This is a genomic window from Roseobacter sp. CCS2 (assembly GCF_000169435.1).
Classification (GTDB): Bacteria; Pseudomonadota; Alphaproteobacteria; order Rhodobacterales; family Rhodobacteraceae; genus Yoonia.
On record NZ_AAYB01000002.1, the window covers coordinates 573755 to 586360 of the forward strand.

16 protein-coding genes are annotated in these 12606 nt (G+C 55.2%); 9 read left to right on the forward strand and 7 right to left on the reverse strand.

Going from position 1 to position 12606, the window contains the following annotated elements; all coding sequences use genetic code 11:
* Positions 1–84 precede the first annotated feature (84 nt).
* The gene (locus RCCS2_RS09520; RefSeq protein WP_232204255.1) at positions 85–570 is read left to right on the forward strand and encodes a DUF6653 family protein; all 486 of its coding nucleotides are present in this window, start codon (positions 85–87) and stop codon (positions 568–570) included.
* Positions 571–815: 245 nt separating this feature from the next.
* Positions 816–983 (forward strand): 50S ribosomal protein L33, encoded by a 168-nt coding sequence (rpmG, locus tag RCCS2_RS09525; RefSeq protein ID WP_008233681.1) that lies wholly within the window; start codon positions 816–818, stop codon positions 981–983.
* Between the two features lie 66 nt (positions 984–1049).
* Here the strand turns inward: rpmG and RCCS2_RS09530 are convergent, their stop codons facing one another.
* The 4 genes from RCCS2_RS09530 to RCCS2_RS09545 all read right to left on the reverse strand — a co-directional run bounded on the left by RCCS2_RS09530 (position 1050) and on the right by RCCS2_RS09545 (position 3090).
* Complete coding sequence (locus RCCS2_RS09530) at positions 1050–1514, reverse strand: cupin domain-containing protein (RefSeq protein WP_008233682.1); 465 nt, start codon at positions 1512–1514, stop codon at positions 1050–1052.
* The gene (locus RCCS2_RS09535) at positions 1514–1906 is read right to left on the reverse strand and encodes an MAPEG family protein (protein ID WP_008233684.1); all 393 of its coding nucleotides are present in this window, start codon (positions 1904–1906) and stop codon (positions 1514–1516) included. Before RCCS2_RS09535 ends, RCCS2_RS09530 begins: the two co-directional genes overlap by 1 nt.
* A gap of 71 nt (positions 1907–1977) precedes the next feature.
* Entirely contained in the window at positions 1978–2715 is a 738-nt protein-coding gene (locus RCCS2_RS09540) for a Bax inhibitor-1/YccA family protein (RefSeq protein ID WP_008233687.1), read from the reverse strand.
* Positions 2716–2868: 153 nt separating this feature from the next.
* Positions 2869–3090, reverse strand: coding sequence for a DUF1127 domain-containing protein (locus RCCS2_RS09545; RefSeq protein WP_037293833.1), 222 nt, complete (start codon positions 3088–3090; stop codon positions 2869–2871).
* A gap of 114 nt (positions 3091–3204) precedes the next feature.
* Here RCCS2_RS09545 and RCCS2_RS09550 point away from each other — a divergent pair, with 114 nt between their 5' ends.
* Entirely contained in the window at positions 3205–4083 is an 879-nt protein-coding gene (locus tag RCCS2_RS09550) for a LysR family transcriptional regulator (RefSeq protein WP_008233691.1), read from the forward strand.
* On the opposite strand, the gene RCCS2_RS09555 is transcribed toward RCCS2_RS09550, so the two are convergent.
* The gene (locus RCCS2_RS09555; RefSeq protein ID WP_037294004.1) at positions 4073–5032 is read right to left on the reverse strand and encodes an NADPH:quinone oxidoreductase family protein; all 960 of its coding nucleotides are present in this window, start codon (positions 5030–5032) and stop codon (positions 4073–4075) included. The genes RCCS2_RS09550 and RCCS2_RS09555 overlap by 11 nt on opposite strands.
* A 274-nt stretch (positions 5033–5306) precedes the next feature.
* On the opposite strand from RCCS2_RS09555, the gene RCCS2_RS09560 reads away from it, so the two are divergent.
* The 4 genes from RCCS2_RS09560 to RCCS2_RS09575 all read left to right on the forward strand — a co-directional run bounded on the left by RCCS2_RS09560 (position 5307) and on the right by RCCS2_RS09575 (position 8458).
* Positions 5307–5678, forward strand: a complete 372-nt coding sequence (locus RCCS2_RS09560; RefSeq protein ID WP_008233693.1) for a helix-turn-helix domain-containing protein — start codon at positions 5307–5309, stop codon at positions 5676–5678.
* 77 nt (positions 5679–5755) lie between these two features.
* Positions 5756–6565 carry an inositol monophosphatase family protein gene (locus RCCS2_RS09565; protein ID WP_008233696.1) on the forward strand — a complete coding sequence of 270 codons (810 nt, stop codon included), beginning with the start codon at positions 5756–5758 and terminating at the stop codon, positions 6563–6565.
* Entirely contained in the window at positions 6558–7898 is a 1341-nt protein-coding gene (locus RCCS2_RS09570) for an 8-oxoguanine deaminase (protein ID WP_008233697.1), read from the forward strand. Before RCCS2_RS09565 ends, RCCS2_RS09570 begins: the two co-directional genes overlap by 8 nt.
* Before the next feature lie 80 nt (positions 7899–7978).
* A complete protein-coding gene (locus RCCS2_RS09575) occupies positions 7979–8458 on the forward strand; it encodes a CAP domain-containing protein (RefSeq protein ID WP_008233699.1) in 480 nt (159 codons plus the stop codon).
* Here the strand turns inward: RCCS2_RS09575 and guaD are convergent.
* The gene (gene guaD / locus RCCS2_RS09580) at positions 8455–9747 is read right to left on the reverse strand and encodes a guanine deaminase (RefSeq protein WP_008233700.1); all 1293 of its coding nucleotides are present in this window, start codon (positions 9745–9747) and stop codon (positions 8455–8457) included. The two genes, RCCS2_RS09575 and guaD, sit on opposite strands and share 4 nt — an antisense overlap.
* Positions 9748–9848: 101 nt before the next feature.
* On the opposite strand from guaD, the gene mgtE reads away from it, so the two are divergent.
* Positions 9849–11219: a magnesium transporter gene (mgtE, locus tag RCCS2_RS09585; RefSeq protein ID WP_008233702.1), complete on the forward strand. Its 1371-nt coding sequence runs from the start codon at positions 9849–9851 to the stop codon at positions 11217–11219.
* Positions 11220–11759 (forward strand): 5-formyltetrahydrofolate cyclo-ligase, encoded by a 540-nt coding sequence (locus tag RCCS2_RS09590; protein WP_008233703.1) that lies wholly within the window; start codon positions 11220–11222, stop codon positions 11757–11759.
* Positions 11760–11823: 64 nt separating this feature from the next.
* On the opposite strand, the gene RCCS2_RS09595 is transcribed toward RCCS2_RS09590, so the two are convergent.
* Positions 11824–12573 (reverse strand): YebC/PmpR family DNA-binding transcriptional regulator, encoded by a 750-nt coding sequence (locus RCCS2_RS09595; protein WP_008233708.1) that lies wholly within the window; start codon positions 12571–12573, stop codon positions 11824–11826.
* Between the last annotated feature and the right edge of the window lie 33 nt (positions 12574–12606).

The following is a 12606-nucleotide window of genomic DNA, read 5'->3' on the forward strand; positions in this document are numbered from 1 at the left end:
ATCGTATCCTAGACATTCCATGGTCTTGAGGTCTTACTCTCTTACATGGCAAAATTTGATATCTTTAAAGCCTCTGAAAAACTGATGGCCATGAGCGATGCGGCATGGGCTAAGCATGCCAACCCTTGGAGTGTATACAGCAGGGTAATCGGCGGCAGCCTCGTATTTGTTGCTCTTTGGAGCCCATTCTGGATCGGCTATTGGGGCGTTCTAGCGATTTTGGCAGCGGTCCTCTGGGTCCGGATTAATCCGCGCATGTTTGCTGCACCAAAACATACCGATACCTGGGCCACCCAAGGGGTGTTGGGAGAACGTGCTTTCATGAATCGCGCTGCGGTTCCCATTCCCATGCATCATAGGTTTGCCGCGTCCGTTACGTCTGGTCTTGCAGGTTTTTTCATGTTGATCGTCGTTGCAGCTTTCTTGATGCACGATTTTTGGCTGGCATTCACGGCTTGGCATGCTGCGACGCTTGCCAAGCTATGGTTTTGTGATCGCATGGTTTGGCTCTGGGCTGACATGAAGGCGGCTACAGACCAATATCGGGCATGGGACGCCGCAGACTGGTAATAGTCGGCCGACGAACATGGTGCAGTCTTTGTCACCAAGGGTTGAGATCGGGCGCTTGTACCACCCTCCGATTACGCCAACCTAAAATGTCATCAGGCAAACGGATGCTTGATGTGTCTCACTTGCGTTATATCCCGCATCGACGTTGCTTTGCGGTTGACTCGGGCCTTGGCGCGGGTAAAAGGCAGCTTCAACGAGATTTACGCGATGTGCCGACCACGGCCCGCAATCAGAGGATACGAGATATGGCGAAGCCTACCACCATCAAGATCCGCCTGAACTCCACCGCGGGGACCGGGCATTTCTACGTCACGAAGAAAAACGCACGTACAATGACCGAAAAGATGGTCATTAAAAAGTACGACCCCGTCGTGCGCAAGCACGTCGAATACAAGGAAGGCAAGATCAAGTAAGTGATCGCCTGACTGCAGATTGATAAAGCCGCACTCTTTGAGGGCGGCTTTTTTCATGGCCAGACCTCAACCCAGCGGCGGATCAGCCGGTGTTCCGTTCAACGTATGATAAACGCGCGTCCCGGCTTCGCGATCAAACGTCAGTCTGCGATCATGATCGGGGTAGGTCACGACATCACGCGGGCTGCGTGTCCCCACAACCAAATAGGTCACATCCGCATCACTGGCATTTTCAAGACAATGCCCAGCCGGATCATTGGCGGGAAAACAGGCTGCATCACCTGCACTGATCTGCGTGACGGTATCCCCTTCGTGCACCAGAACGGTGCCAGCGATGACATAGATGAATTCATCTTCTTCAACATGCCAGTGCTTAAGCGATGACCGCGATCCGGGTGGCAATGTTTCGGTGAACGCCCCGAATTGCGTAAGGCCGCCAGCATCGCTGTATAAGGCTGCCGTATAAGACCCAAGCGCATCGGGTGTTTCAGGCTTTTCAATCGGAACATCTGCTTTGCGGATAATGGGCATCAGAATATCAGCGCGAAAAGCAAAGCGATGAGTAGAACGATTTGCGCGGTGAGTGTCAGGCTCATCCCGATCATTCGCAGGCGCCAGTCTGTGCCGTGGTGGGCAAAGTATATCCCATGCAGTGTGCGTCCGATAATCAGGGCACCTGCGCCCAGACCCAGCAGAATGGTATTTCCATTCTGCAGCTCTGCCAGCCCCATCAAAATCAACGCGACCGGCAGCTGTTCGACCGCATTTGCATGACCCCGTATCGCTTTTGTCAGCGCGCGATCATCATTGTCCCCCAGCACGACACCACCTTTTCGGCGCAGCTGAATAACCTTTATGGTCAGCAAAAGAATGATGACGCCGCCCAGAAAGGCCGAAATTGACGTGATGGGAAGGAAAACCATGACTTGACCTGCGCGCAAATAAAAAGGGCTGATGTTGCCATCAGCCCTTAAACTTACGATGTGTTCAAGACTTATTCGCGGCTGCCAAAGAGTTGCAGCAGGAACATGAACATGTTGATAAAGTCCAGATACAGGTTCAATGCACCCATAATCGCAGATTTCGCCAACCATTCCTGATCGCCGTGTGCGGCGTGTGCGATGTAGTCATTCTTGATCTTCTGCGTATCATAGGCTGTCAGACCCGCAAAGATCAGCACACCCAGAATGGAAATCGCAAACATGATTGCTGGCGACTGTAGGAAGATGTTGACGACCATCGCCACGATCAGACCAATAACGCCCATGATCAGGAATGTGCCCCAACCAGAGATGTCTTTCTTCGTGGTATAGCCGTAAAGGCTGAGACCCGCGAAGGCGATTGATGTGATCAAAAAGACGTTGGCGATGGACAGGCCGGTGAAGGCCACAAAGATCCATGCCATCGACAGACCCATCACAGCCGCAAAGGCGTAAAAGAACGTCTGCGCTGCAGCGGCAGAGAAGCGATTGATCATCGCCCCAAAACCAAACACCATGGCGAGCGGTGCGAACATCACGATCCAGCCAAGGATATTTGGTGACAGTGTAACCGGGTCGCGGAACACACCCAGCAATGCAGGGGACGTACCAACGGCCCATGCTACAGCAAATGTGATCAGCATGCCTACGGACATTGTGCCGTAGACTTTATTCATATGGGCGCGCAGGCCCTCGTCGATTTCAGCCGCGCGGACCCCGCCGACCGTTCTGATAAGTTGTTCTTGAGCCATTTTTGACCTCCAAAATAAACAGCGGCGCCGCAAAACGGCATCCTTGCGCACGATATTGGCAGGTGCCGGTCTTTTTTCAAGGCTATACAAGGCCGTTTTGCGGATTTCTGATCTTTTTGGGCGGGAATGTCGCAGGTGGCCAGAAAACAGGCATTAAATGCGCCAGTGGTCAGGGGCATTCCACGGTGTTTGACGGCTTTCTTTCAGTGCCTCACTGCGGCTAACCCCGATATCGTTCAGCATATGATCATCAAGATCAAGAAGGCGGCGTCGCTGCCGGTTTACGGCGAACATGGCACCGAGTTTCGCCCAAAAAGAACGGGGCCGGGCAGTGCTGTTTGCACAGCAGGATGTATGGTTTGCTAAGGTGTTCATATCATTTCCTATCGTGATGCTTTGTCTCTTTTATATTTCGATACTTGATATATGGGGCACGGATGCGCATAATGAAAATGAATACTTTTGAATTCAAACATAAGGATTTGTGATATGGCGCGAAATCTTGATCTGACTGCTTTGAGGTCTTTCGTAACTGTGTCAGACGCAGGCGGTGTCACGCGGGCAGCCGGTATGCTGAACCTCACACAATCGGCCGTATCCATGCAGCTTAAACGTTTGGAGGAATCGCTGGACGTGTCTTTGCTGGACCGGTCAGCGCGAACCATTGCGCTCACGCCCGCGGGCGAGCAGCTTTTGGGCTATGCCCGATCCATGCTTAAGATCAATGACGAAGCTTTGACGCGTCTGACGGCCAATGAATTCGAAGGCGAGCTGAAGTTAGGTGTGCCGCATGACATCATTTATCCGGCGATCCCCGCGGTGCTGAAACGCTTTGCCGCTGATTTCCCGCGCATGCAGGTACGGCTGATTTCGGCACCGACGCGAAAACTGTTGGATATGTTCGGGCGGGGTGGAGTTGATTTGATCCTGACGACCGAAGAAATCTGTGGCCCGGGTGGTCAGGTGCTGGTCGAATTGCCGCTGTTATGGATCGGCGCACAGGATGGGGTTGCGTGGCGCAAGCGACCTTTACCAGTTGCATTTTGCAGGAACTGTATCTTCCGAAGCAGCGTTTTGCAGGTCTTGAACGATGCTGATATCGATTGGACGATGGCGGTCGATGCAGAGCTCGACAACGCGGTCGAGGCCGCGGTCAGTGCTGATCTTGGGGTTTATGTGGCGCTAGAAGGCACGTTGCCACCACATACCCAGCTTATTGATCACGGTGGTTTGCTGCCAACGCTTAAGCCACAAAACATCAATCTTTACGTGCTGAAATCCGAAGATCCCGCCAGTCTGGCGATGGCCGAGATTGTGCAACAATGCTATGCAGCACCGCGCCCGAAACCACAGTTGGTCAGGGCGTAACGACAACCTTACCTGTCGATTTGCGGGTGCGCATCAGGTCCAGCGCATCGGCGGCTTGATCAAGAGGCAGCGCATGGCTGACATGTGGTTTCAGCCTGCCATCGGCGTGCCAAGCCATCAATTCGGCCAGGCTATCGGTGAGCGCTTGCGCATTGAACGCAAGGTAGCCGCCCCAATAGAACCCAATCACCGTGATGTTCTTGACCAAAAGGATATTGGCGGGAATTTGCGGCACATCACCGCTGGCAAAACCAATCACGATGACGCGCGCTTCGCGTTTGCACGCACCCAATGCCGCTTTGAATGCATCACCACCGACAGGATCATAAACAACATCCGCCCCACCCAAGGTTTTTACGGCAGCCTTGATATCGTCGGTATCGCTATCAATCAGGTGATCTGCACCCGCTGCTTTGGCCACTGCCAGCTTGTCAGCACCGCGCGCCACAGCGATCACAGTAGCCCCCATGGCCTTGCCGATCTCAACAGCCGTCAGGCCAACACCACCCGCAGCACCCAAGACCAAAAGCGTTTCACCTGCTTGCAGCTGCGCCCGCCTGACAAGCGCCAGATGTGACGTGCCGTAGGCGACCATAAAACCTGCCGCGATCTGATCTGGCATCGTGTCGGGAACAGGTCTGCACAGGGCCGCTGGAAAGACGCCTTTTTCGGCAAGCCCGCCTTGGCCACCAAACACAGCGACGCGGGTGCCAATGGCAGGTCCCTCAACACCGGGGCCGTGGACAATGATTTTGCCGCAAACCTCCATACCCAAGGTGAACGGAGGCTTTGGCGTATCTTGATACGTGCCATTCGCCATCAGCAGATCGGCAAAGTTCAGGCCACAGGCTGCGATCTCAAGCAGTACGTCCCCTGGTCCGGGTGTCGGATCAGGGAGGTCGATCAGCTTGGGTTTCTCCTCAAAAGAGGTGACTTGAAATGCGCGCATTGCCGTCGAATCCTTCAGATTTTTTCCCTGCGCACCCTTATCGGGAACATGGTGTAATTTGTAAAATGGTGAAATTTTGACCACTTTTAGGTGTGAAACCGGTGATTTGCCTATCCTTAAGGTAAGGTCTTGGGCTGCAACCGTTGCGTGTTTTGTGTTAATGCTATTTTGCAAGTTGCAGTAACTGGCGGCGCAAAGAAAAGCATCGCCGAAAATACATGCAGAAGAACCACGGCAGAACGCCAAGATGGTTCTTTGAGAGTGAGGTAAGACAATGAAACATCCCGTTGACATACATGTCGGCAAGCGTATCCGTCATAGGCGCTGGATGAACGGCACGACGCAACAGCAGCTTGCTGAAGCAGTTGGAATTAAGTTCCAGCAAATCCAGAAATATGAAACCGGCATGAACCGGGTCAGTGCATCACGCCTTTGGGATATCGCTAAGGTGCTGGGCGTAAACGTTTCTTTCTTCTTTGAAGGATTGGACGCTCAGACTGACCTTGATGCAAATAACTCGGATATGCCCGGGGATATCCTGACAGATAAAGAAGCGCTCGATTTGCTGCGCTCTTACTATGCGATCCCGGAAAACCAGCGTCGGCGTCTTTTTGACCTGGCGCGTGTTCTGAGTGAGGCTGCTTAGCCCACTACGACTTGACCTGTCATGATGCGCCGCGTTACCGCTTTTGCTAACGCGGCGCAGATGAAGGACTCAACTCCATGACGGTCTCTCAAACAACCCAAACGGAACTTATCCGGGTGGCGCACGCACTCGCGGACGCCGCTCGGCCGGTGACTTTGGCGCATTTCCGGGCATCCGCTTTGGTCGCTGACAACAAAGACACTGGCGGGTTCGACCCGGTTACGGCCGCAGATCGTGGCGCTGAAAAGGCGATGCGTGCGGTGCTGGCTGATGCGCGTCCCGATGATGCCATCTTGGGTGAAGAATTCGGTCACCAAAGTGGCACAACAGGCCTGACATGGGTCCTTGATCCAATTGATGGGACGCGTGGCTATATCAGCGGCACGCCGACCTGGGGTGTTCTCATCTCGGTCGCTGATGCGCAGGGGCCGCTGTTCGGCCTGATTGATCAACCCTATATCGGGGAACGATTTGCCGGTGGTTTTGGGGTGTCTGAATTGCATGGCCCGATCGGACACCTTGCTTTGCAATGCCGCAGCGCGCGTCCTTTGGCGCAGGCCACTGTCCTGACAACCTTTCCCGAAGTCGGCACCGCACAAGAAGGTGCGGCCTTTCATGCCGTCGCAAATCGCGCACAGCTGACCCGTTACGGTATGGATTGTTATGGCTATGCATTGTTGGCCGCAGGTCAGGTTGATCTTGTGATTGAGGCAGGGTTGAACGCCTATGACATTCAGGCGCCTATTGCGGTGATCCAAGCGGCGGGCGGTATGGTGACCGACTGGTTAGGTGGTCCGGCGCATGAAGGGGGGCGGGTAATTGCCGCGGCAAACCCCGAAATTCACGCTGAGGCGTTGGCGATTATTAAGGACATGCCCTTTGGCTGAGACCCTGATCAAAGGGGCGGACGTCATCATCACAATGGATGACGCGCGGCGCGAATTATCCGGCGCGGACATTCTACTGCGCGACGGTGCTATCGTGCAGATCGGTGAAAACCTATCATCAGATGCAGCACAGGTGTTTTCTGCACAAGGCAAAATTGTCACTCCCGGTTTGGTGAACACCCATCATCACCTTTATCAAACATTGACCCGCGCAGTGCCAGGGGCACAAGATGCGCTGCTCTTTGGATGGTTGCAGCGCCTTTATCCCATCTGGGCGCGTTTTGGCCCGGAAGAGATGTACATCTCGGCACAAGTCGGCTTGGCAGAGCTGGCATTGTCGGGTTGCACGCTGACATCTGACCATCTGTATCTTTATCCGGGCGGTGCCCGCCTGGATGACACAATCGCCGCCGCACAGGATATCGGCTTGCGGTTTCACGCCACGCGTGGCGCGATGAGCATCGGTGAAAGCGACGGTGGCTTGCCGCCGGATGCTTTGGTCGAAGAAGAACGCGCTATTCTTGAAGATAGTATTCGTGTCATAGATGCGTTTCATGATCCAAACCCGGGTGCCATGGTGCGCGTTGGCGTGGCCCCCTGTAGTCCGTTTTCAGTAACGCGCGACCTGATGCGCGATGCGGCCATTCTGGCGCGCGACAAAGGTGTGATGATGCACACCCATCTGGCCGAGAACGACGAAGATATCGCGTATTCACTGGAAAAATTCGGCTGTCGACCCGGCCAATATGCCGAGGACCTTGGTTGGACCGGTGATGATGTCTGGCATGCACATTGCGTCAAGCTGGACACACAAGAGATTGATCTTTTTGCACGCAGCCGCACAGGTGTGGCGCATTGCCCATGTTCGAATTGCAGGCTTGGATCAGGAATTGCCCCCGTCCGGCAAATGCGAGACGCAGGAGTGCCCGTTGGTTTAGGCGTCGATGGATCGGCAAGTAATGACATCGGTAATATTGTCAGCGAAGCGCGGCAGGCCATGCTTTTGCAGCGGGTTCAAAACGGTGCTGACGCGATGTCGGCCCGCGAAGCGCTTGAAATTGCGACGCGGGGCGGGGCGGCGGTGCTGGGGCGGAACGATTGCGGGCAGATCGCCGTTGGCAAGCGCGCGGACCTGGCGATTTGGGATGCGACGGCGATTGAAAACGCCGGGTCATGGGACCCTGCCGCGCTGCTTTTGGCCGGTCCGACCAAAGTGGATGCCTTATTTGTCGAAGGCAGACAGATTGTATCAGATGGGCAGATGACGTTTGTCGACCTTCCGAAAATCATCCAGAGGCAAAATACGCTTGCGCGGCTCCTTGCTGATGCCTAGTTGCCGACACATTTTGGCCATAGTTCAGCGGGACTAACAGATATTACGGTTTCCAATCCCACTCACAAAGACCACTGGCTATGAAACGACTGCTCACCCTTTGCATCCTGACGATGTTGGCCGCATGCACCGTCTCACCCACGTCTCAGCCGACGCCGGCGCAGGTGTCATCCGCCCCGACGGGCGTGGCGACAGGCTTTACCGGCGATATTAACGTTTTTCGCGCCAGTCAGGGCCTTGGTCCGCTTCAACCCAATGCGGCACTGACCCGCGCGGCCCAAGCACACGCCAACGATATGGCGCGCCGCGGTTATTTCTCGCACACCTCTGTTGGTGGACCAAACGGCGATAACTTCAGAGCGCGCGCAAGGTCAGGCGGATGCGCGATGCGTTCTGGTGCTGAAAACATCGCAACAGGCCAGCGCACCGAACGGGCCGTGTTTGAAACGTGGGAAAATTCCGCAGGGCACCGTCGCAACATGTTAGGTCGCAGCTATACACAGTATGGGCTGGGGCGGTCTGGCAACATTTGGGTGCTGAAACTTTCGGCGCAGTGCTAAACGCGCTGCGGCTTGCCAGCGATCCAGACATCTTTGATAGCCCGATCATCGCCCATCATGATGGTGGGAAAGACCGCGTCCCAAATATCGTGGGTGTGGGCACTACGTTGTTCGATCGCAGGTGTCGATTGCAGATCAATCACAGTCATATCCGCGACGGCACCCTTGCCCAGATGACCGATCTGGCCTGACATTTTCAAAGCTGCTGCCGACCCTTCTGTTGCAAGCCACATCAGCTGTGCCGGATGCAAAGCTTGGCCTCGCAGTTGTCCGATTTCATAAGCGGCGGCCATCGTGCGTAGCATCGAAAAGGAAGACCCCCCGCCGGTGTCCGTGGCCAAGCCAACGGTCAGCGATGCTTTAGCCAGCCCCATCAAATCAAATAGCCCAGATCCGATAAACGTATTCGAGGTCGGGCAATGCACCACCGCGGCACCCACCTCGGCCAGTCGTGCGACTTCGCGGTCTTGCAGGTGAACAGCATGCCCATAAAGGCCGCGCTTTCCCAGCAGGCCGAACATCTCATAAGTATCAAGGTAATCGCGTGCTTGCGGAAACAGCTCTTTAACCCAAGCAATTTCAGGAAGCTGTTCACTCAGATGCGTCTGCATCAAACAATCTGGGTACTCCGCCCACAACGCGCCAAGCGCAGCAAGTTGATCTGGCGTTGATGTCGGCGAAAAGCGCGGTGTGATCGCATAGTTGGCCCGGCCAACGCCATGCCACTTTTCAAGCAAGGCCTTACTGTCATCATAGGCTGTTTGGGCGGTATCGCGCAGGTTATCGGGCGCATTACGGTCCATGCAGGTCTTGCCAGCAATCACGGCCATATTGCGGGCCGCTGCGGCTTCGAAAAATGCGTCCACGCTTTGAGGGTGGATCGTGCAAAAGCTGGTCAGCGTTGTGGTGCCATGGGCGAGTGCCAGGTCGAGTGTACGGCCGGCCACCTCATCAGCATAGGCGCGGTCACTGAAACGCGCTTCTTCTGGAAACGTATAGGTATTGAGCCAATCAATCAGCTGCTTGCCCCAGCTGGCGATAATTCCGGTTTGGGGATAATGCATATGCGCGTCCACAAACCCCGCGCTGATCAAAGCATCGCCATAGTCGGTGATGTCTGCATCGGGGTGATCTGCGCGCAATATGGCGCCATTTCCCGTCGCGATAATCCGATCATCCTCGACCAGCACGCCACCGGCGCTGTCAAAATCTACAGAATCCGCCAAATCCCCCAGCAGGGGATTGCCAGAAAACCCAAGGGTTTGCCCAAGAAGTAAGTGCTTTGTCATAACTTCAGCATATGTGTCTGCAACAATAGGGTAAATCGCAGAAATCCGCGTTGTGCCACCGCTCTGAACGATTATGGTGACTGCAACCTTGAGGAAAAGATATGGCCGAACCTGAAACCAGCGAAGACGGCGCATTTGGCATCACCGACCGTCTGGTCAGTGATGTGCTTAACGCTGTCGGGCGTGGTGATGGAGCCTTCCTTAGCGAAGCGCTTGACCCGATGCACCCTGCGGATGTGGCGCATTTGCTGGAACAGGTCGATGCCCGTGACAGGCGCGCGCTGCTGATCACCTGGCCTGGTGGGCTGGAAGGTGAGATTCTTTCAGAACTCGATGAAGAGTTGCGCGAAGAGGTTATCGAACAGCTTGCCCCGTCGGAACTGGCCGATGCGGTGCGCGATCTGGAAAGCGACGATGTTGTCGACCTTGTCGAATACCTTGATGATGCACAACAAGAGGCCGTTCTTGGCGCGCTTGATGCCAGCGACCGGGTTGTTGTTGAACAGGCGCTGACATACCCCGAAGAATCTGCCGGCCGCCATATGCAGTCCGAACTAGTGCGCGCGCCAGAACATTGGACGGTGGGCGAAGCGATTGATTATCTGCGCTCTGACGTGGTGCTGCCAGAGCAGTTTTATCATATCATTCTGGTCGATCCGCGGCTTAAGGCGACAGGCTATGTCACGCTTGGCCGTATCCTAAGCCACCCGCGAGAAACGCCACTACGGGATCTGACCGAAGATACGTTCCGCACCTTCCACGTCGCCCAGGACGTCGAAGAAGTGGCGCAAGCGATCAATCACTATCACATGATCACAGCCCCGGTGGTGGATGACGACGACCGGATTGTCGGTGTTATTACGATCGATGATGCGATGGCATTCCTCGAAGAAGAAGCCGAAGAAGACATTCTGCGGCTCGCCGGTGTCGGTGAGGGCAGCCTTTCTGACAGGGTGATCGCCACCACGAAACGCCGCTTTCCGTGGCTGGCAGTGAACCTTGTGACAGCTATCTTTGCATCAATGGTGATTTCCCTCTTTGAAGAAACCATTGCTGGGCTGGTCGCCCTTGCGGTGTTGATGCCCATCGTGGCCTCGATGGGTGGTAACGCAGGAACGCAATCATTGACCGTCGCCGTGCGCGCCTTGGCCACGCGTGATCTGACAACCGCGAACGTCTGGCGGGTAATCAAACGCGAGGTATTGGTGGGCTTGATCAATGGTTTGATCTTTGCCGTCGTCATGGGTGTCGTGGGCGTGGTCTGGTTCGGGTCACCGATGCTGGGCGCGGTGATCGCGGTGGCGATGGTGATCAATATGGTGGTTGCTGGCCTTGCTGGAACGGTGATCCCCGTCATCCTTGAAAGAATGGGCGTCGACCCGGCCCTTGCGTCAGGTGCTTTTGTGACAACAGTGACCGATGTGGTGGGCTTTTTCGCCTTCCTGGGGTTGGCAGCCATATGGCTTTTGTAAATGGATAAATCTGCCGCGCGTACCGCTGCGTTCGCGCGACGCAAAGCAGCCCATCGCCCATATGCGGCGACCGCAGGTTATCTGAGCGAAGTGCTGGCTGGTCATCGCGGCGTGCCGTTGGCAGGCTACATGGCGATGCGGACCGAAATCAATCCGACCCCTGCAATGGAAGAGGCGGCAGCGCATGGCCCAGTTGGCGTACCGGTGATTATCGGGGCAGGGCAGCCGCTCAGGTTTCGCAGATGGGAGCCTGATTGCGCGCTGATAAAGGGTGAGTTCGGCGCGATGATCCCTGAAATAGGCGACTGGATGACCCCGCAAATCGTGATTGTGCCTTTGGTTGCCTTTGATCGCAACGGCGGGCGGTTGGGGTATGGCGGTGGTTTCTACGACAGAACGCTCGAAAAATTGCGCGCGGTGCAGCCCACGATGGCCATCGGATTTGCATATCAGGCCCAAGAAGACGAAAATCTGCCGCTTGCACCCACCGACCAACCCATTGACCTGATCGTGACCGAAAACGGTATCATCACACCGTAATCATCTTCTCATGTTCAAAAATACCTCGGGGGAGGCCGCAGGCCGGGGGCAGCGCCCCCATATGCTACTCTTCCGCAAACGCTGCCATCACCGCATCAGAGGCTTCAAAATTCGACGTTACACGCTGCACGTCGTCATCCTCTTCCAGCGTATCCAGAAGCTTCATCAGCTTGGTCAGCCCTTCGACATCCAATTCGGTTGTCATATTGGGTTTCCAGATCAGCTTGGTCGATTCCGACTCGCCTAATTCCGCCTCAAGCGCCGTCGAAACCTCGTTCAGATCGGTGTCCGCGCAATAGATCACGTGATTGTCGTCATCGCTTTGCACATCCTCAGCACCGGCTTCAATTGCGGCCATCATGACCGTGTCGGCATCAGCTACATCGGCCGGGTAAACCACTTCGCCCTTGCGGTCGAACATGAAGCCGACAGAACCGGTTTCGCCCAGATTGCCGCCATTTTTTGAGAAGGTAGAGCGCACGGTCGATGCGGTCCGATTGCGGTTATCCGTCATCGCCTCCACGATCACAGCCACACCGTTCGGACCATAGCCTTCATAGCGGATTTCATCATAATTTTCCGCGTCGCCACCCTGTGATTTCTTGATCGCGCGGTCGATCACATCCTTAGGGACAGAGCTCGACTTGGCCTCTTTCACAGCCAGACGCAAACGTGGGTTCTTATCGGGATCCGGATCGCCCATTTTGGCGGCCACTGTAATTTCCTTGGCCAGCTTGGAAAACAGCTTGGAACGCAGTTTATCCTGTCGCCCCTTGCGGTGCTGAATATTTGCCCATTTGGAGTGGCCAGCCATTGGAAAACCTCGTCTTTTATAGCTTTAATCTGC

What these genes read in the sequence shown, in the direction of transcription:
- RCCS2_RS09520 (WP_232204255.1), top strand. Translation starts at nt 85, where the DNA reads ATGGCCATGAGCGATGCGGCATGGGCTAAGCATGCCAACCCTTGGAGT.
- rpmG (WP_008233681.1), top strand. Translation starts at nt 816, where the DNA reads ATGGCGAAGCCTACCACCATCAAGATCCGCCTGAACTCCACCGCGGGG.
- RCCS2_RS09530 (WP_008233682.1), bottom strand. Translation starts at nt 1,514, where the DNA reads ATGCCCATTATCCGCAAAGCAGATGTTCCGATTGAAAAGCCTGAAACA.
- RCCS2_RS09535 (WP_008233684.1), bottom strand. Translation starts at nt 1,906, where the DNA reads ATGGTTTTCCTTCCCATCACGTCAATTTCGGCCTTTCTGGGCGGCGTC.
- RCCS2_RS09540 (WP_008233687.1), bottom strand. Translation starts at nt 2,715, where the DNA reads ATGGCTCAAGAACAACTTATCAGAACGGTCGGCGGGGTCCGCGCGGCT.
- RCCS2_RS09545 (WP_037293833.1), bottom strand. Translation starts at nt 3,090, where the DNA reads ATGAACACCTTAGCAAACCATACATCCTGCTGTGCAAACAGCACTGCC.
- RCCS2_RS09550 (WP_008233691.1), top strand. Translation starts at nt 3,205, where the DNA reads ATGGCGCGAAATCTTGATCTGACTGCTTTGAGGTCTTTCGTAACTGTG.
- RCCS2_RS09555 (WP_037294004.1), bottom strand. Translation starts at nt 5,032, where the DNA reads ATGCGCGCATTTCAAGTCACCTCTTTTGAGGAGAAACCCAAGCTGATC.
- RCCS2_RS09560 (WP_008233693.1), top strand. Translation starts at nt 5,307, where the DNA reads ATGAAACATCCCGTTGACATACATGTCGGCAAGCGTATCCGTCATAGG.
- RCCS2_RS09565 (WP_008233696.1), top strand. Translation starts at nt 5,756, where the DNA reads ATGACGGTCTCTCAAACAACCCAAACGGAACTTATCCGGGTGGCGCAC.
- RCCS2_RS09575 (WP_008233699.1), top strand. Translation starts at nt 7,979, where the DNA reads ATGAAACGACTGCTCACCCTTTGCATCCTGACGATGTTGGCCGCATGC.
- guaD (WP_008233700.1), bottom strand. Translation starts at nt 9,747, where the DNA reads ATGACAAAGCACTTACTTCTTGGGCAAACCCTTGGGTTTTCTGGCAAT.
- mgtE (WP_008233702.1), top strand. Translation starts at nt 9,849, where the DNA reads ATGGCCGAACCTGAAACCAGCGAAGACGGCGCATTTGGCATCACCGAC.
- RCCS2_RS09590 (WP_008233703.1), top strand. Translation starts at nt 11,220, where the DNA reads ATGGATAAATCTGCCGCGCGTACCGCTGCGTTCGCGCGACGCAAAGCA.
- RCCS2_RS09595 (WP_008233708.1), bottom strand. Translation starts at nt 12,573, where the DNA reads ATGGCTGGCCACTCCAAATGGGCAAATATTCAGCACCGCAAGGGGCGA.